This is a genomic window from Streptomyces sp. B5E4 (genome assembly GCF_039871555.1).
GTDB lineage: Bacteria > Actinomycetota > Actinomycetes > Streptomycetales > Streptomycetaceae > Streptomyces.
Genome location: NZ_JBDPMI010000032.1, coordinates 78,402 through 97,293, shown reverse-complemented (window position 1 = coordinate 97,293; position 18,892 = coordinate 78,402). Strand labels below are relative to the sequence as shown.

Sequence of the window (18,892 nt, the reverse complement as noted above, 5' to 3'; positions counted from 1 at the left end):
CCCACCCGGGCCTGGGGAAGATCTGCTCGTGTTCCTTCTGATCCACCGACACGATCCGGCCATCGGTATCGAACACGATGCACCGGCTCGAAGTCGTCCCCTGATCGATAGCCGCAATGAACGGGCCTGCAGTGTGTGCGTCGGTCATGTCGCTCCGATACGTCGTTGGTCCGGCATGGGTCGAGGTGGGGCCCTGCGCCGTCCCGCCCGGCGGGCGGGCGGGACGTCCGGCTCAGGCGAAGACGGCTTGGTACAGGCCGCCGGCGGCGGCGCCGCCGATCAGCGGACCGACGACGGGGACCCACGCGTAGGCCCAGTCCGAGCCGCCCTTGTTGGGCAGCGGCAGGAGGGCGTGGACGATGCGCGGCCCGAGGTCGCGCGCGGGGTTGATGGCGTAACCCGTGGGGCCACCGAGCGAGAGGCCGATGCTGACGACCACCAGGGCGACGATCAGCACGCCGAGCGTGCCGAGCCCGTTGCCCTCGTCGTTGAGCCCCTGGGTGAGGATCGCGATGACCAGGACGAAGGTGCCGATGATCTCTGTCATGAGGTTCTGCACGGCGTTGCGGATCTCGGGGCCGGTGGAGAAGATGCCGAGCACCGGGCCCGCCCCCTTCTCATGGGCCTCGATCGCCTTCGCGTCCGCGTTCTCCAGGTGACCGATGACTTCCCTGTCGGTCAGGTGGTCGTGGAACTGGCCGTAGTAGGCCAGCCAGACGAACGCGGCACCGATCATGGCACCGAGCATCTCGGAGGCGAGGTAGAGCGGTACGTCGCCCCAGTCGGTGTCGCCCTTGATCGCAAGCCCGAGGGTCACCGCGGGGTTGAGGTGGGCGCCGGATACGCCGGCGACCGCGTAGGCACCGACCAGGACCGCGAGACCCCAGCCGAAGGCGATCGCGACCCAGCCCGCCTGATGTGCCTTGGACTTCTTGAAGGTGATGGCGGCGACCACGCCGCCACCGAGGACGATCAACAAGGCCGTCCCGAGCACCTCGCCGCTAAATATGTCCCAATTGGACGGGTCCATCCTGCGACTCCTTTGTCCTGGCTGGTCCGTACAAGGAATCCGCTCCGCGCATCACACCCTACGTCAAAATTATCGTTAGGTGTTCGACAATGCCGACCGGTGCACGGCAGTGTTCCGCCACGTCACAGGCGCGTCAAGGCCCGGTGGCGGGAAAACGGGGAATCGGCCAGTCGGAGGAGGCCCGCGCGGTCAGAAGCGCCCGGCGCCCAGGTCCCTGGCCACCGCACGGGCGCAGTCGCGCACCGCGGCCACCAGCTCGGGCCGCAGCTCGCCGCCGGGGCAGACGCGCTCCACCGCACCGGTGACGCCCACGGCGCCCACGGGCATGCCGCGGCGGTCGCGTACGGGGGCGGCGACGGCGGCGATGCCGTCCCAGGTCTCCTCGACGTCCGAGCCCCAGCCGCGGGCGCGGGTCAGCTCCAGGATCCCCTCGAAATCGGCCGCCTCGGTGACCGTGGCGGGCGTGAGCGCCTTGCGGTCGCTCTCCGCGGCCTCGGCGTGTGCCACCGGGTCCACGGCGCACAGGACCTTGCCCAGCGCCGTGCTGTGCAGCGGCAGCATGGCGCCTATCTCCAGCACCTGCCGGCTGTCGTCGGGCCGGAAGACGTGGTGGACGATGAGCACGCCCTGGTGGTGCAGCACGCCCAGGTGCACGCTCTCGCCGCTGGCCCGGGCCAGGTCGTCGGTCCAGGGCAGGGCGCGGGCGCGCAGCTCGTGCACGTCCAGGTAGCTGTTGCCCAGGCGCAGCAGCTCGGCGCCGAGCTGGTACCGCCCGGAGACCGGGTCCTGCTCGACGAAGCCCTCCTGCTGCAGCGTGCGCAGGATGCCGTGCGCCGTGCCCTTGGCCAGGCCCAGCGTCGAGGCGACGTCGGACAGGCCCAGGCGCCGCTCCCCTCCGGCCAGCAGGCGCAGCACCGCAGCCGCTCGCTCGAGCGACTGGATGTTCCGTGCCACGGAAGATCCTCCTCAACGAGACCGGCGGTTCGACAATGCTGAACAGTATCGGTCATTGTCCCGCCGCTAGGGGGTGGTCGGGGAAGACCCCGGACGTGCCGATCACGCCCGAGTCTGCCGGAAAACCGCGCAAACCTGCGCCGTCCGGGTCGTGGGACAGCCCGCGCCGTACCGGCTCCGGCCGATACCCTTGGCCCGTGCACCGGTCCCCGCGGGCCGCGCATAGCCGACAGCCGTCGCACACGAGGGAGTATCCCCATGGCCTCGCAGCCGTCCCAGCCCGCCGCCAGCCAGCAGACCCGCGCCGACGCACTGCGCGAGGCCCTCGCCACCCGCGTGGTGGTGGCCGACGGCGCCATGGGCACGATGCTCCAGGCGCAGGAGCCCACGCTGGACGACTTCCAGCAGCTCGAAGGCTGCAACGAGATCCTCAACGTCACCCGCCCCGACATCGTGCGCTCCGTGCACGACGAGTACTTCGCGGCCGGCGTCGACTGCGTGGAGACCAACACCTTCGGCGCCAACCACGCGGCCCTCGGCGAGTACGACATCGCCGACCGGATCTTCGAGCTCTCCGAGTCCGGCGTCCGCATCGCCCGCGAGTCCGCCGACGCGCACACCGCGGGCGACGGCAGGCAGCGCTGGGTCCTCGGCTCCATGGGCCCGGGCACCAAGCTGCCGACCCTCGGCCACATCGCGTACGACACACTGCGCGACGCCTACCAGCAGAACGCCGAGGGCATGATCGCCGGCGGCGCCGACGCGCTGCTCGTCGAGACCACCCAGGACCTGCTCCAGACCAAGTCCGCCGTCCTCGGCGCCCGCCGGGCGCTGGCCGCGACGGGCGTGGACCTGCCGCTGATCTGCTCGGTGACCGTCGAGACCACCGGCGCCATGCTGCTCGGCAGCGAGATCGGCGCCGCGCTCACCGCGCTGGAGCCGCTGGGCATCGACATGATCGGGCTGAACTGCGCCACCGGACCGGCCGAGATGAGCGAGCACCTGCGCTACCTCGCCCGGCACTCCCGGGTGCCGCTGTCCTGCATGCCCAACGCCGGCCTCCCCGTCCTCGGCAAGGACGGTGCCCACTACCCGCTGACCCCTGGCGAACTGGCCGACGCCCAGGAGACGTTCGTCCGCGAGTACGGGCTGTCCCTGGTCGGCGGCTGCTGCGGCACCACCCCGGAGCACCTGCGGCAGCTCACCGAGCGCGTACGGGACCTGCAGCCGGGCGGGCGCGAGCCCCGGCCGGAGCCGGGGGCCGCGTCGCTCTACCAGACGGTGCCGTTCCGGCAGGACACCTCGTACCTGGCGATCGGCGAGCGCACCAACGCCAACGGCTCGAAGAAGTTCCGCACCGCCATGCTCGAAGGCCGCTGGGACGACTGCGTGGAGATGGCCCGCGACCAGATCCGCGAGGGCGCCCACATGCTCGACCTGTGCGTCGACTATGTCGGCCGCGACGGCGCCGCCGACATGGCGGAGCTGGCGGGCCGGTTCGCCACTGCCTCCACGCTGCCCCTCGTGCTGGACTCCACCGAGGTCGACGTGATCCGCGCGGGCCTGGAGAAGCTCGGCGGCCGGGCCGTCATCAACTCCGTCAACTACGAGGACGGCGACGGCCCCGAGTCCCGCTTCGCCCGCGTCGCCACCCTCGCCCGCGAGCACGGCGCCGCCCTGATGGCGCTGACCATCGACGAGGAGGGCCAGGCCCGTACCGCCGAGCACAAGGTCGCCATCGCCGAGCGGCTCATCGACGACCTCACCGGCAACTGGGGCATCCACGAGTCCGACATCCTCATCGACTGCCTGACGTTCACCATCTGCACCGGCCAGGAGGAGTCCCGCGGCGACGGCCTCGCCACCATCGAGGCGATCCGCGAGCTCAAGCGCCGCCGCCCCGACGTGCAGACCACGCTCGGCCTGTCGAACATCTCCTTCGGTCTCAACCCGGCCGCCCGGGTCGTGCTCAACTCCGTCTTCCTCGACGAGTGCGTGAAGGCCGGCCTCGACTCGGCGATCGTGCACGCCAGCAAGATCCTGCCGATCGCCCGGCTGGAGGAGGAGCAGGTGCAGGTCTGCCTGGACCTCATCCACGACCGGCGCCGCCCGGCCGAGGGTGACGAGCCCGCGTACGATCCGCTGCAGCGCCTGCTGGAGCTGTTCGAGGGCGTCGACACCAGGTCGATGAAGGCCGGCAAGGCCGAGGAACTGGCCGCGCTGCCGCTGGAGGAGCGGCTGAAGCGGCGGATCATCGACGGCGAGAAGAACGGCCTGGAGGCCGACCTGGACGCGGCGCTCGCCGGGCGGCCGGCCCTGGAGATCGTCAACGAGACGCTGCTGGACGGCATGAAGGTCGTCGGCGAGCTGTTCGGCTCCGGGCAGATGCAGCTCCCGTTCGTGCTCCAGTCCGCCGAGGTGATGAAGACCGCGGTGGCCTATCTGGAGCCGCACATGGAGAAGGTCGAGGGCGACGAGGGCAGTTCCGGCAAGGGCACGATCGTGCTGGCCACCGTGCGCGGCGACGTCCACGACATCGGCAAGAACCTCGTCGACATCATCCTGTCCAACAACGGCTACAACGTGGTCAACCTCGGTATCAAGCAGCCCGTCTCGGCGATCCTGGAGGCCGCCGAGGAGCACGCGGCCGACGTGATCGGGATGTCCGGGCTGCTGGTGAAGTCCACGGTGATCATGAAGGAGAACCTGGAGGAGCTGAACCAGCGCCGGCTGGCCTCCCGGTACCCGGTGATCCTCGGCGGCGCCGCGCTCACCCGCGCGTACGTCGAGCAGGACCTGCACGAGGTCTACGAGGGCGAGGTCCGCTACGCCCGCGACGCCTTCGAGGGGCTGCGGCTCATGGACGCCCTCATCGGCGTCAAGCGCGGCGTCCCCGGCGCCGAGCTGCCCGAGCTGCGCCCCCGCCGGGTACGCGCGGCCACCCCCGCGCCCGCCGCCGACGACGAGGGCGCCTCCGCCCGCTCCGACGTGGCCACCGACAACCCCGTGCCCACCCCGCCGTTCTGGGGCACCCGGGTCGTCAAGGGCATCCAGCAGGCCGACTACGCCTCCTGGCTGGACGAGGGCGCGCTGTTCAAGGGCCAGTGGGGGCTGAAGGCGCCGCGCGGCGGCGGCCCGTCGTACGAGGACCTGGTCGCCACCGAGGGCCGGCCGCGGCTGCGCGGGCTGCTGGACCGGCTGCAGACCGGCAACCTGCTGGAGGCGGCCGTCGTCTACGGCTACTTCCCCTGCGTCTCCAAGGGCGACGACCTGATCGTCCTCGGCGACGACGGCGCCGAGCGCACCCGCTTCACCTTCCCGCGGCAGCGGCGCGGCCGGCGGCTGTGCCTGGCGGACTTCTTCCGTCCGGAGGACTCCGGCGAGACGGACGTCGTCGGCTTCCAGATCGTCACCGTCGGCTCGAAGATCGGCGAGGCCGCCGCCGAGCTGTTCGCCGCCGACTCCTACCGCGAGTACCTGGAGCTGCACGGGCTCTCCGTGCAGCTCGCCGAGGCGCTGGCGGAGTACTGGCACGCGCGGGTACGGGCCGAGTGGGGCTACGGCGGCGAGGACCCGGCGGAGATCGAGGACATGTTCGCGCTGAAGTACCGCGGCGCCCGGTTCTCGCTGGGCTACGGCGCGTGCCCGGACCTGGAGGACCGGGCGAAGATCGCCGACCTGCTGGGGCCCGAGCGGATCGGGGTGAAGCTCTCCGAGGAGTTCCAGCTCCACCCGGAGCAGTCCACGGACGCCATCGTCATCCACCACCCCGAGGCGAAGTACTTCAACGCCCGCTGAGCTCCGCCGGCGCCCGGCCCGTACCCGCACCTCCGGCACCGTCCGCAAAGCGCCCCGAACCCTCTTGCCGGGCGCTTTTCGGACAGTCGGCTTACACTGGTCGGTCCGGAACAGGCCGGTCGCTTCTGGCGGCCGGCCTTTGCGCCCCTTCGAGGAAGGTGAGCGGATGACCAGCAGCATCCCCGCTGAAGGCACCCGAACGGCCCAGGGCACCGCCCCGGCCCGGCGTGTGCGGTCCATCCGCGGTACGACCCCGCAGGCCGTACTGCTCGACATGGACGGCACCCTGGTCGACACCGAGGGTTTCTGGTGGGCCGCCGAGGTCTCGGTCTTCGCCGAGTTCGGCCACGAGCTGACCGAGGAGCAGCGCCAGGTCGTCGTGGGCGGCCCGATGTCGCGCAGCGCCGCGTTCCTCATCGCCACCACCGGCGCCGACATCGGCCTGGCCGAGCTGACCGTGCGCCTCAACACCCGCTTCGAGGAGCTGGTCGACGGCGACGTGCCGCTCATGCCCGGCGCCCGGCGGCTGCTGACCGAACTCGCCGCGCACGACGTGCCCACGGCCCTCGTCTCCGCCTCGCACCGGCGCATCATCGACCGGGTGCTGCGCTCGCTGGGCCACGAGTTCCACCTCTCCGTGGCCGGCGACGAGATCCCGCGTACGAAGCCGCACCCCGACCCGTATCTGCACGCCGCGGCCGCCCTCGGGGCCGACCCGCGGCGCTGCGCGGTGGTCGAGGACACCCTCACCGGCGTGACGGCGGCGGAGGCGGCCGGCTGCGCCGTCGTGGCGGTGCCGTCGGTGACGCCGATCGAGCCCGCGCCCGGACGGCACCTCGTGCGTTCCCTCACGGAAGTCGATCTCCCCTTTCTCCGCTCCGTAGTCGAGCGCCTCCAGTGAGAAAGCGGCGGGGAAACTCCGCGCAGTGGTTCATGTATTTTGCGTGACGAAAGCCGTTACCCCATTGCCGCTTCACGGCGCGGATTCATCGGGGTGAGCTTTCTCACGCGCACGGCTCTCGACAGGTGTACGCAACTGTGCTGAAGGGGTTCCGAGGGTCCCCCGGGGTGCCTCCCTGTGCCCGGTTTGGTTGGGGTTCGCGGTCATTGTTCCCTCGTCCGGTTATCGGAAGAGCGCCGGCCGTAATCGGCATGTGATTCCTTCTCAACTTCCCTGCCACCCGGCCCGGCTGGGTGCTCCGGCTAATCTCTCCGGGGACGCCTGAGGGAGAAAGTCGACCATGATTCGTAAGTCGTTGGTGCTGCCCGCGCTGCTGGGCGTGCTCGCTCCGGTCGTTGCCTCCTGCGGCGTGGTGGGCGACTCCGGCGGAGACGACGACGCGATCGTGGTGGGGACGACCGACAGGCTGGAGCTGACGAAGGAGAACCCCGCTCCCCTCGACCCCGCCACGGCGTACGACATCAACTCCTGGAACGTCCTGCAGAACACCTTCCAGACGCTGATGCGGATGCCGCGTACGGGCTCGGAGCCCGAGCCGGACGCCGCCGAGCAGTGCGTCTTCGCCGACCGGCTCAGCGAGCAGTACCGCTGCACGCTCCGCGACGGCCTCACGTTCACCAACGGGCACGACCTCACCGCCGCGGACGTCAAGTTCTCCGTCGAGCGGATGCTGAAGATCAAGAACCCCAACGGCCCGTTCCCGCTGCTCGCCAACGTCGACACGGTGGAGACCCCGGACGAACTGACCGTGGTCTTCCACCTCAAGTCGCCGGACGCGACGTTCCCCCTCAAGCTCGCCACCCCCGCCGCGGCCATCGTCGACAGCGAGGTCTACGAGAAGGACAAGCTCTACGAGGGCTTCGAGATCGCCGGCTCCGGTCCGTACAGCCTGAAGGTGGAGCACGACGACGACGTCGCCACCAAGGCCGTCTACACCGGCAACGGCGACTACCAGGGCGAGGTCGAGCCGCAGAACGACGCCGTCGAGGTCCGCTACTTCGACACCTCCAAGAGCATGGAGGACGCCATCGCCGGCGGCGACATCGACGTGATGGGCCGCAGCCTCAAGCCCGAGCAGATCAACCGCCTCGACGAGGGCGCCGACGGCGACGTCAGCCTCTTCGAGACGCCCGGCGCGGAGATCGCCTACCTCGTCTTCGACGTGCGGAACCCCACCGTGAAGGACCGGGCCGTACGCCAGGCGGCGGCCGAGGTGATCGACAGGACGAAGCTGGCGCGCGACGTCTACCAGCGCACCGTCGACCCGCTGTACGCGATGATCCCGCGCGGCATCGTCGGCCACAACACCGCGTTCCACGACGCCTACGGCGACCGTCCGGACGCCGAGGGCGCCCGCGAACTGCTGCGTGAGGCGGGCGTCGAGACGCCGGTCGAGCTGACCCTGAACTACTCCACCGACCACTACGGCGAGACGACGAAGGCAGAGTTCGAGGAGCTGCGCGACCAGCTCAACAGGTCCGGCCTCTTCGACGCCACCATCAAGGGCGACACCTGGGAGACGTACAAGAAGAACTACGCGGAGAACCGGTACGCCGTCTACGGCCTGCACTGGTATCCCGACTTCCCCGACCCCGACACGTTCACCGGGCCGTTCGTCGGCGAGGAGAACTTCACCTTCAACAACTACGACAGCTCCGTCATCGAGGACCTGATCCCGAGGACCCGCCAGGAGGCACAGCGGGAGCGCACGACGGACAGCTTCGAGCGGATACAGGACGTCCTCGCCACCGACGTCCCGTACCTCCCGCTCTGGCAGGGCAAGCAGTACATCGCGGCGCGAGACACCGTCACGGGGGCGGAGTGGGCGCTCAACTCGTCGTCGACGCTGCAGCTCTGGGAGCTGCGGCGCGGGCTGAGCGAGTAGGGGCCTCCGGCGGTGCCGCGCCGGGCAGAGAACCGACCCGAGTGAAGGAACCCACACACGTGAAGAAGGCTGTCCAGCGGCTCGCCCCACCCCTCGGCGCCGCCATGGCCACCGTACTGCTCGCTGCCGGCTGCGGCTCGGACTCCGGATCGGGGGCCGGCTCCGGCGACGCGGTCGTGATGGGGATGACCGACGAGGTCAGCGCCATCGATCCCGCCGCGGGCTACGACGTCGGCTCCTGGCTGGTGTTCAACAACGTCTTCCAGTCCCTGCTGAGCTTCCCCAAGGGGTCCACGGAGCCCGAGCCCGAGGCGGCGAAGGAGTGCACCTTCGAGGACGCCGACAGCCGCGTCTACACCTGCACACTGCAGGACGGGCTGAAGTTCTCGAACGGCTCGGAACTCACCTCCGAGGACGTGAAGTTCTCCTTCGAGCGCACCATCGGCATCGACGACCCCGCCGGCCCCGCCGTCATGCTCGACTCGATCGGCGGGATCGAGACGCCCGACGAGCTGACCGTGACGTTCCGGCTGGACTACCCCGACGCGACCTTCCCCATGAAGATCGCCTCCGGCGCCGGCTCGATCGTCGACAGCGAGTCCTACCCCAAGGACAAGCTCCGCGACGACGGCAAGGCCGTGGGCTCCGGCCCGTACAAGCTGGACTCGTACCAGGAGAAGAAGGAGGCCGAGTTCTCCGTCAACTCCGGCTACAAGGGCACCGCCAAGGTGCAGAACTCCGGGATGACGCTGAAGCTCTACGGCGACACCGGCGGCGACGAGAAGCTGAAGGAGGACCTGGAGAACGGCGACATCGACCTGGCCTACCGCGGCCTGGCGATGGAGGACATCGCCGAGCTGCAGGACCAGGCCGGCGCCGGCCAGAAGATCCAGCTCGTCGAGGGCACCAGCGCCGAGGTGCAGCACCTCGTGTTCAACATGGACGACCCGGTCGCCGGCAACCCCGCCGTGCGCAAGGCGTTCGCGTACCTCATCGACCGCAACGCGCTGGTCCGCGAGGTCTACGAGGGCACCGCCGAGGAGCTGTACTCGATCGTCCCGGCCGGCATCACCGGCCACAACACCGCCTTCTACGACACCTACGGCGACCGCCCCGACCCGTCCAGGGCCGAGCAGGTGCTGCGCGAGGCGGGCATCGACGAGAAGGTCCGCGTGACGCTGTACGCCACGCCCGAGCGCTACGGGCCCGGCACGGTGCCGTCCTTCGAGCTGATCGCCAAGCAGCTCAACGACAGCGGGCTGTTCGAGGCGGACGTGGAGTCCGTGCCGCTGGACGAGTTCGAGAAGGGCGTCGAGAAGGGCACGTACGGCGTCTACGTCAAGGGCTGGGTGCCGGACTACCCGGACCCCGACAACTTCACCGCGCCCTTCTTCGGCGAGGGCAACGTCCTGGCCAACAACTACGACCCGGGCCGGATCACCAGCGAGCTGATACCGGCGACCGCCGCGCAGTCGGAGCGTACGGCCACGGTGGACGCCTACGGCGAGCTGCAGGACATCGTCGCGGACCAGTTGCCCGTGATACCGCTGTGGCAGGGCAAGCAGTACGCGGCCGCACGGGAGAACATCCTCGGCCTGGAGTGGACGCTCGACGCCTCGACGGTCTTCCGCTTCTGGGAGATCTCGAAGGGCTCGGAGTGACCCGCCCGGCCTGACCCCGGGTACGCGACCGGGAGCCCCGCACGCGGCGGGGCTCCCGGCCCGCCGTTCAGGACCCGCCGGGGCGCACCAGCCCGCTCTCGTACGCGTACACCGCGGCCTGCACCCGGTCGCGCAGGCTCAGCTTGGTCAGCACATGGCCCACATGGGTCTTCACGGTCGTCTCGCTGACGAACAGGTCGGCGGCGATCTCCGCGTTCGACAGCCCGCGGGCGACCAGCTTCAACACCTCTACCTCGCGCTCGGTGAGCGTGTCCAGGGTGTCCGGCACGTCCTGCTCTCCCGTCGGCAGCTTGGTCGCGAACTTGTCGAGCAGCCGCTTGGTGATGCTCGGGGCCAGCATCGCGTCCCCGGCGGCCACCACGCGGATCGCCTGCACCAGCTCCCCGGCAGGCGCGTCCTTCAGCAGGAAGCCGCTGGCCCCGGCGCGCAGCGCCTCCACCACGTACTCGTCGAGGTCGAAGGTGGTCAGCACCAGCACCTTCGCGGGCCCGTCCCGGCCGGCGCCGGTGATCTGCCGGGTGGCCTCCACACCGTCCATGCGGGGCATCCGGATGTCCATCAGCACCACGTCCGGCTGGAGGGCGCGGACCTGGTCGAGCGCCTGCAGCCCGTCGCCGGCCTCGCCGACCACGGCGATGTCCTGCTCCGCCTCCAGGATCATGCGGAAGCCGGTGCGCAGCAACGGCTGGTCGTCGACGAGCAGGACGCGGATGGCCACAGGGTCTCCTCTGCCTCAAGCCGGACCGAACTGTCAGGCGGTGTCCATTCTGCCCTGCGTACCGTCCCCGCCCCCGGCCGGGCGGGGCTGCGGCAGGCCGAGATCGACGCCGGTCAGCGGATACGCGGGCGGGGTGCCGCCGAAGGCCGGGCAGGAGTCCTTGAAGTCGCACCAGCCGCACAGCCGGCCCGGCCGGGGCCGCCAGTCGCCGCTCTCCGTCGCCCGCCGGATCGCCTGCCACAGGGCGAGCACCTTGCGCTCGACGCCGCGCAGGTCGGCCTCGTCCGGGTCGTACGTCAGCACGTCGCCGCTGCCCAGGTAGACAAGCTGCAGCCGGCGCGGGACGCTGCCGCGCAGCCGCCACAGCACCAGCGCGTAGAACTTGATCTGGAAGAGGGCGTCCGCCGCGTACTCCGGCGGGGGCGCCTTTCCCGTCTTGTAGTCCACGACGCGGACCTCGCCCGTCGGGGCCACGTCCACCCGGTCGATGACGCCGCGCAGCTTCAGCCCGGAGGCCAGCACGGTCTCCACGAACAGCTCCCGCTCCGCGGGCTCCAGATGCGCCGGGTCCTCCAGCGTGAACCACCGCTCGACGAGCCGCTCGGCCCCGGCCAGCCACTCCGCCAGCCGCTCCGCGGCCCCGGCCGCGCCGGCCCCCCCGCCGTCCCCGGCCCCGGCCCCGTCACCGCTGCCGTCACCGTCCGTGAACAGCTCCGCCAGCTCCGGCCGGTCCGCGAGCAGCTGCTCCCACGCCGGCGCCACCAGCGCCCGCGCCCGCGGCGGCGTACGCTCGGCGGCAGGATCGTCGAAGAGCCTCTCCAGCACCGCGTGCACCAGAGTCCCGCGGGCGGCGGAGGCGCGCGGCTTCTCCGGCAGCCTGTCGATCACCCGGAAGCGGTACATCAGCGGGCAGGTCATGAAGTCCGCCGCGCGGGAGGGAGACAGCGCCTGGGGCGGCGCCGGGGCCCGTGGCGCGTCCGGGCCGCCGCCCCCCTCGGGCGGCGGCGGGACGGGGTCCGCGGGGTGGTTCCCGGTGTCGGTGCGGGTACTCATGGTGTACGACCCTAGGGCCCGGGACCGACATCCGGCGGCATACGATGCAGGCCGGACCGACAGGCAGGAAAACGGGCGCCGCGAGCGGGCAGGAGTGGAAGTCGTGAGCGAGGAGCGCAGGGGCGATCGGCCCGGCCGCGGCGGCGGCATCCTCATGGGCCGCCCCTTCGGCGTGCCCGTGTACGTCGCCCCGAGCTGGTTCCTCGTCGCCGCCCTCATCACCTGGGTCTTCGGCGGCCAGCTCGAACGGATCCTGCCCGAGCTGGGCGCCCTGCGGTACGTCATCGCGCTCTTCTTCGCCGTCGCGTTCTACGCCTCCGTGCTCGTCCACGAGCTGGCCCACACGCGCGTCGCCCTCCACTACAAGCTGCCCGTACGCCGCATCCAGCTGCAGTTCTTCGGCGGGGTCTCGGAGATCGAGAAGGAGTCCGAGACCCCCGGCCGCGAGTTCTGGCTCGCCTTCGCCGGGCCGCTGCTCTCCCTGGTGCTCGCCGGCGGCTTCTACGGCGCCCTCCAGCTCGTCGAGGAGGGCACCGTGCCGGCGGTGCTCCTGGCCGCGCTCACGATCTCCAACCTGATCGTCGCCATCTTCAACCTGCTGCCCGGCCTGCCGCTGGACGGCGGCCGGATGCTGCGCGCCGCGGTCTGGAAGGTCAGCGGCAAACCCATGACCGGCACGGTCGTCGCCGCCTGGGTCGGCCGTGCGCTGGCCGTGGCGACGCTCATCGGCCTCCCGCTGTTCACCCACTCCCGCGCCTCCGACCCCGGCAGCGTGGACACCGTCACCGACGCCCTGCTGGCGGCGATCCTCGCCGCGATCATCTGGACCGGCGCCGGCAACAGCCTGCGCATGGCCCGGCTGCGCGAGCGGCTGCCCGAGCTGCGCGCCCGCGCCCTCACCCGCCGGGCGGCCCCCGTCACCCCCGACACCCCGCTGTCCGAGGCGCTGCGGCGGGCCGACGCCGCCGGCGCCCGCGCCCTCGTCGTCGTCGACGGGCGCGGCCATCCCACCGGTGTCGTACGCGGCGCGGCCATCGCCCAGACCCCCGCCCACCGCCGCCCCTGGGTGGCCGTCAGCTCGCTCTCCCAGGACCTCACCGACGAGATGAAGCTCTCCGCCGAGCTGACCGGCGAACAACTGCTGGAGCACCTGCGCGAGAGCCCGCACAGCGAGTACCTCGTGCTGGAGGAGACCGGCCACATCTACGGGGTGCTCGCCACCGCCGACGTCGAGCGCGCCTTCGTCGCCGCCATGGCCCGGCCGCAGTCCTGACCACCCCCGGCCGGTAGGGTGAACGGCATGTCCGAGCCGACCGGTGCCGCGCGCCGCCGCGGACCCTTCCAGGTCGGGGACCAGGTACAGCTCACCGACCCCAAGGGCCGCCACTACACGTTCACGCTCGAAGCCGGGAAGTCCTTCCACACGCACAAGGGCTCCTTCCCGCACGACGAGCTGATCGACGCCCCCGAGGGAACCGTCGTGCGCACCACGGGCAACGTCCCGTATCTCGCGCTGCGCCCCCTGCTCCCCGACTACGTCCTGTCCATGCCGCGCGGAGCGGCCGTCGTCTATCCCAAGGACGCCGGCCAGATCCTGGCGTTCGCCGACGTCTTCCCCGGCGCCCGCGTGGTCGAGGCGGGCGTCGGCTCCGGGTCGCTGACCAGCTTCCTGCTGCGCGCCGTCGGCGACGGCGGCATGCTCCACTCGTACGAGCGCCGCGCGGACTTCGCCGACGTCGCCCGGCAGAACGTGGAGCGCTACTTCGGCGGCCCCCACCCCGCCTGGCAGCTCACCGTCGGCGACCTTCAGGACAACCTCTCCGACACCGACGTCGACCGCGTCATCCTGGACATGCTCGCGCCCTGGGAGTGCCTGGACGCGGTCGCCAAGGCCCTGGTGCCCGGCGGCATCGTCTGCGCGTACGTGGCCACCACCACCCAGCTCGCCCGCACCGTGGAGTCCATCCGCGAGCACGGCAACTTCAACGAGCCGCAGGCGTGGGAGACCATGCTGCGCAACTGGCACGTCGAGGGCCTGGCCGTACGCCCCGACCACCGCATGATCGGCCACACCGGCTTCCTGCTCACCGCCCGCCGGCTCGCCGACGGCGTCGAGCCGCCGCTGCGCCGCCGCCGGCCCGCGAAGGGGGCGTACGGGGAGGATTACACGGGCCCCGGCGGCCAGCGGGCCGCAGCGGGGGACTGAAGGGGCGCCGAAGCGGCAGGGGACGTTCCGCGGGGGGCCGGTGTGTGACACCATGCTGGCCTCCCCACGGCCCTCCCAGCCCTCCCAGGAGCCTCACCCGTGCAGCCTCTGCCCGGCGCCGACCTCCCGCACACGCACCCGCGCGCGGTGCACTGGATCGCCACCGCGGCCGCCATGGCCGCCGTCATCGCCCTCGCCGCGCTCATCAAGCCCCCCTCGGTCGCCGCCGGCAACGACGGCAAGGGCGATCACGGCGGCAGCCCCGCGCCCGGGCCCAACCCGAGCGCCGCCCACTATCCGGTGGACTGCGCCGGCACCGAGCCGGAGGTCTTCAAACAGGGCTCCGCGGACTTCGACGCCGACGGGCGCGCCGAGACCGTCGCCGTGGTGCGCTGCCGCGCCGCCGCCGGCTCCCCGCCCAGCGGGATGTACGTCGTGTCCGCCACCCGGCCCGGCCTGTCACCGCGCGTGACCGCAACCCTGCTCGATCCCGCCGAGGGCATGAGCGTCGGGGAATTCGCTGTCCGCGAAAACGAGATTTCGGCCACCCTCCTCGGCTACTCCTCGCCCGACGTCCCCCGCAGCAAGCCGGACAAGCAGCGCAACGTGACCTGGACGTGGGAGAACGGCCGCTTCGGCCTCACCGCCGAGCCCGTCCCCGGCACCCAGGTCTGACCCCGCCGCCGCACCCCCTCCCACATCGCCTTCCCGCCGGTTCCCGGAACCGGCGGGGGAGCAGTCGCCGTTCCGTTGCAATTCCAGGCACCCTTGGCGGGTGTTGAGCGTTGTAGACGAAACAAATGGCTGCTTTCCGATGTTGCTGGATGGGTATTTCCCTGGCGTGAGGACGGGCGCACGGGTGAAGATCGGATGCACCCCGACCGTCTTTGTGATCTAGGGGTTTCAAGTGGGACGCGGCCAGGTAGGGTCAGGAAGCGTCCAGCTCCCCTTGGAGGAGGTGAGGACCGTGGCAGCCCACGACGACGACACCAACCGCGGCATCCGGCCGGGTCGAGGGTCCGAAGACCCTGCCGGTCAGGTCGCCTACCTTGAGCAGGAGATCGCCGTCCTGCGACGAAAGCTCGCCGACTCGCCGCGTCACACGAGGATCCTCGAAGAACGCATCGTCGAGTTGCAGACCAACCTCGCCGGAGTGTCCGCGCAGAACGAGCGGCTGGCCAACACTCTCCGTGAGGCCCGGGACCAGATCGTCGCCCTGAAAGAAGAAGTCGACCGGCTGGCCCAGCCGCCCGCCGGCTTCGGAGTCTTCCTCCAGGGGAACGACGACAGCACGGCGGACATCTTCACCGGCGGCCGCAAGCTGCGGGTGAACGTCAGCCCCAGCGTGGAGCTCGACGAGCTGCGTCGCGGGCAGGAGCTGATGCTCAACGAGGCGCTGAACGTGGTCGAGGCCATGGAGTTCGAGCGCTCCGGGGACATCGTCACCCTGAAGGAGATCCTGGAGGACGGCGAGCGCGCCCTCGTGATGGGGCACACCGACGAGGAGAGGGTGGTACGGCTCGCCGAGCCACTGCTGCACACCACCATCCGCGCCGGCGACGCCCTGCTCCTGGAGCCCCGCTCCGGGTACGTCTACGAGGTCATCCCCAAGAGCGAGGTCGAAGAGCTGGTCCTCGAAGAGGTGCCGGACATCGACTACACCAAGATCGGCGGCCTGGGCAACCAGATCGAGCTGATCAGGGACGCCGTCGAGCTGCCGTACCTCTACCCCGACCTCTTCAAGGAACACGAGCTGCGGCCCCCCAAGGGCGTGCTCCTCTACGGTCCGCCCGGCTGCGGCAAGACGCTGATCGCCAAGGCGGTCGCGAATTCCCTTGCCAAGAAGGTCGCGGAGCACACCGGCCGCCCCGCCGGCAAGAGCTATTTCCTCAACATCAAGGGCCCCGAGCTGCTCAACAAGTACGTCGGCGAGACCGAGCGGCACATCCGCCTGGTCTTCCAGCGGGCCCGCGAGAAGGCCAGCGAGGGCACCCCCGTCATCGTCTTCTTCGACGAGATGGACTCGCTCTTCCGCACCCGCGGCTCCGGCGTCAGCTCGGACGTGGAGAACACCATCGTCCCGCAGCTGCTCTCGGAGATCGACGGCGTCGAGGGCCTGGAGAACGTCATCGTCATCGGCGCCTCCAACCGCGAGGACATGATCGACCCCGCGATCCTGCGCCCCGGCCGGCTCGACGTGAAGATCAAGATCGAGCGTCCGGACGCCGAGGCCGCCAAGGACATCTTCTCCAAGTACCTCACCCGGACGCTGCCGCTGCACGCCGAGGACATGTCGGAGCACGGCGAGTCCGCCGAGGCCACCGTGGACGCGATGATCCAGTCCGTCGTGGAGCAGATGTACGCCGAGTCCGAGGAGAACAGGTTCCTCGAAGTCACGTACGCCAACGGCGACAAGGAAGTCCTCTACTTCAAGGACTTCAACTCCGGCGCGATGATCGAGAACATCGTGGACCGTGCCAAGAAGATGGCCATCAAGGCCTTCCTCGACCACAACCAGAAGGGCCTTCGCGTCTCCCACCTCCTCGCCGCCTGTGTCGACGAGTTCAAGGAGAACGAGGACCTGCCCAACACGACCAACCCCGACGACTGGGCCCGTATCTCCGGAAAGAAGGGCGAGCGGATCGTGTTCATCCGCACCCTCGTCACCGGAAAGCAGGGCGCGGACACCGGCCGGTCGATCGACACGGTGGCCAACACCGGTCAGTACCTGTAAATGCGGCGATCCGGCTGCGGGGGGCACCAACACGGCCGCCCGCAGCCGGACACGTATTTCCACGGGTGCAAACCGACCGGAGCAAAGACTGTAATGATCTCCCCGCTGCCGCCAAGGCGTTCTAGGCTCTTCCGTACCGGCGCGCAGCGCAGCGCATCGCCGCCGCGGGGACCACACGTGCCGCAGACGCAGCGGCACTTGAGTTCCGTCCAGGGCCGCGGACGGTACCGGGCAAGGAGGGCCGCATGACCGTACGGCGAGTAATGGGCATCGAGACGGAGTACGGAATCTCCGTTCCGGGCCATCCCAACGCCAATGCCATGCTCACCTCGTCCCAAGTCGTCAACGCCTACGCGGCGGCGATGCACCGGGCGCGCCGCGCCCGCTGGGACTTCGAGGAGGAGAACCCGCTGCGGGACGCCCGCGGCTTCGACCTCGCCCGTGAGGCCGCCGACTCCAGCCAGTTGACCGACGAGGACATCGGCCTCGCCAACGTCATCCTCACCAACGGCGCCCGGCTCTACGTCGACCACGCCCACCCCGAGTACAGCGCCCCCGAGGTCACCAACCCCCGCGACGCCGTGCTCTGGGACAAGGCGGGCGAGCGCATCATGGCCGAAGCCGCGGACCGCGCGGCCCAACTGCCGGGTGCGCAGCCCATCCACCTCTACAAGAACAACACCGACAACAAGGGCGCGTCCTACGGCTGCCACGAGAACTACCTGATGAAGCGGGAAACCCCCTTCTCGGACATCGTGCGCCACCTGACGCCCTTCTTCGTCTCCCGCCAGGTCTTCACCGGCGCCGGCCGCGTCGGCATCGGCCAGGACGGCAACGAACACGGCTTCCAGATCAGCCAGCGCGCCGACTACTTCGAAGTCGAGGTCGGCCTGGAGACCACCCTCAAACGCCCCATCATCAACACCCGCGACGAGCCCCACGCGGACGCCGAGAAGTACCGCAGACTCCACGTCATCATCGGCGACGCGAACCTCTCGGAAATCTCCACCTACCTCAAGCTCGGCACCACCGCCCTGGTGCTGTCGATGATCGAGGACGACTTCATCGCGGTCGACCTGGCCGTCGAACAGCCCGTGCGCACGCTGCACCAGGTCTCCCACGACCCCACGCTGCGCCACCAGGTCGTGCTGCGCAGCGGCCGCACGCTCACGGCCGTACAGCTCCAGATGGAGTACTGCGAGCTGGCCCGCAAATACGTCGAGGAGCGCTTCGGCGGGGACGCGGACGACCAGACCCAGGACGTGCTCACCCGCTGGGAGGACACCCTCAACCGGCTGGAAGCCGACCCCATGAGCCTGTCCGGCGAGCTGGACTGGCTGGCCAAGCGGGAACTGCTGGAGGGCTACCGCCGCCGCGACGCCCTGGACTGGGACGCGGCCCGGCTCGGGCTGGTCGACCTGCAGTACGCCGACGTACGCCCCGAGAAGGGCCTGTACAACCGGCTGGCGGCCCGCGGCCGCCTCAAGCGGCTCCTGACCGAGGACGAGGTCCTCCGGGCCGTGAAGAACCCGCCGGAAGACACCAGGGCGTACTTCCGCGGCCGCTGTCTCGAACAGTACGCGGACGACGTCGCCGCCGCCTCCTGGGACTCGGTCATCTTCGACCTCCCCGGCCGCGACTCCCTGCAGCGGGTCCCCACGCTGGAACCCCTGCGGGGTACCCGCAACCACGTCAAGGAGCTGCTGGACCGCTGCCGCACGGCGGAGGAGCTGGTACGGGTCCTCTCGGGCGGCTGATCCGGGACGGACCGGGCTAACGGTGGCGCGGAGGGGAATCATCCGGGTGGCCTCCGAGCGTTGAGAGAGCACCGGGCCGATGTCGGGCCCAGCTTGTAGGGTCGGATCTTGCAG

14 protein-coding genes are annotated in these 18,892 nt (G+C 70.5%); 9 read left to right on the top strand and 5 right to left on the bottom strand.

Translation table 11 applies throughout. The annotated features are described in order from the left end of the window. The 3 genes from ABGA99_RS30410 to ABGA99_RS30400 form a co-directional block, all read right to left on the bottom strand. The coding region (locus ABGA99_RS30410) for an FGGY family carbohydrate kinase (RefSeq protein ID WP_347580886.1) at positions 1 to 148 on the bottom strand (148 nt) is incomplete at its 3' end. An 84-nt stretch (positions 149 to 232) separates the two neighbouring features. Continuing rightward, a complete protein-coding gene (locus ABGA99_RS30405) occupies positions 233 to 1,030 on the bottom strand; it encodes an MIP/aquaporin family protein (protein ID WP_347580878.1) in 798 nt (265 codons plus the stop codon). Positions 1,031 to 1,219: 189 nt separating this feature from the next. After that, positions 1,220 to 1,984, bottom strand: coding sequence for an IclR family transcriptional regulator (locus ABGA99_RS30400; protein WP_347580877.1), 765 nt, complete (start codon positions 1,982 to 1,984; stop codon positions 1,220 to 1,222). A gap of 258 nt (positions 1,985 to 2,242) precedes the next feature. Here ABGA99_RS30400 and metH point away from each other — a divergent pair, with 258 nt between their 5' ends. The 4 genes from metH (at position 2,243) to ABGA99_RS30380 (ending at position 10,289) form a co-directional block, all read left to right on the top strand. Then, positions 2,243 to 5,782, top strand: coding sequence for a methionine synthase (metH, locus tag ABGA99_RS30395; RefSeq protein WP_347580876.1), 3,540 nt, complete (start codon positions 2,243 to 2,245; stop codon positions 5,780 to 5,782). A gap of 166 nt (positions 5,783 to 5,948) precedes the next feature. After that, positions 5,949 to 6,683, top strand: coding sequence for an HAD family phosphatase (locus ABGA99_RS30390; RefSeq protein WP_347580875.1), 735 nt, complete (start codon positions 5,949 to 5,951; stop codon positions 6,681 to 6,683). 340 nt (positions 6,684 to 7,023) lie between these two features. Further along, the gene (locus ABGA99_RS30385) at positions 7,024 to 8,628 is read left to right on the top strand and encodes an ABC transporter substrate-binding protein (RefSeq protein WP_347580874.1); all 1,605 of its coding nucleotides are present in this window, start codon (positions 7,024 to 7,026) and stop codon (positions 8,626 to 8,628) included. A gap of 59 nt (positions 8,629 to 8,687) precedes the next feature. Beyond that, positions 8,688 to 10,289 (top strand): ABC transporter substrate-binding protein, encoded by a 1,602-nt coding sequence (locus tag ABGA99_RS30380; RefSeq protein ID WP_347580873.1) that lies wholly within the window; start codon positions 8,688 to 8,690, stop codon positions 10,287 to 10,289. A gap of 67 nt (positions 10,290 to 10,356) precedes the next feature. Here the strand turns inward: ABGA99_RS30380 and ABGA99_RS30375 are convergent, their stop codons facing one another. Together ABGA99_RS30375 and ABGA99_RS30370 are read right to left on the bottom strand one after the other, a co-directional pair. After that, a complete protein-coding gene (locus ABGA99_RS30375; RefSeq protein ID WP_018836882.1) occupies positions 10,357 to 11,028 on the bottom strand; it encodes a response regulator transcription factor in 672 nt (223 codons plus the stop codon). Between the two features lie 33 nt (positions 11,029 to 11,061). After that, the gene (locus tag ABGA99_RS30370; protein ID WP_347583869.1) at positions 11,062 to 12,081 is read right to left on the bottom strand and encodes a PD-(D/E)XK nuclease family protein; all 1,020 of its coding nucleotides are present in this window, start codon (positions 12,079 to 12,081) and stop codon (positions 11,062 to 11,064) included. A 154-nt stretch (positions 12,082 to 12,235) separates the two neighbouring features. Here ABGA99_RS30370 and ABGA99_RS30365 point away from each other — a divergent pair, with 154 nt between their 5' ends. The 5 genes from ABGA99_RS30365 (at position 12,236) to dop (ending at position 18,778) form a co-directional block, all read left to right on the top strand. Further along, a complete protein-coding gene (locus tag ABGA99_RS30365) occupies positions 12,236 to 13,354 on the top strand; it encodes a site-2 protease family protein (protein ID WP_347580885.1) in 1,119 nt (372 codons plus the stop codon). A 27-nt stretch (positions 13,355 to 13,381) separates the two neighbouring features. Next, entirely contained in the window at positions 13,382 to 14,287 is a 906-nt protein-coding gene (locus ABGA99_RS30360; RefSeq protein ID WP_347580871.1) for a tRNA (adenine-N1)-methyltransferase, read from the top strand. 99 nt (positions 14,288 to 14,386) lie between these two features. After that, on the top strand, positions 14,387 to 14,962 hold the full coding sequence (locus ABGA99_RS30355) for a hypothetical protein (RefSeq protein WP_347580870.1): 576 nt from the start codon (positions 14,387 to 14,389) through the stop codon (positions 14,960 to 14,962). Between the two features lie 292 nt (positions 14,963 to 15,254). Then, complete coding sequence (gene arc, locus ABGA99_RS30350; protein ID WP_347580869.1) at positions 15,255 to 17,021, top strand: proteasome ATPase; 1,767 nt, start codon at positions 15,255 to 15,257, stop codon at positions 17,019 to 17,021. Positions 17,022 to 17,266: 245 nt separating this feature from the next. Further along, positions 17,267 to 18,778, top strand: coding sequence for a depupylase/deamidase Dop (dop, locus tag ABGA99_RS30345; RefSeq protein WP_347580868.1), 1,512 nt, complete (start codon positions 17,267 to 17,269; stop codon positions 18,776 to 18,778). Positions 18,779 to 18,892: the final 114 nt, after the last annotated feature.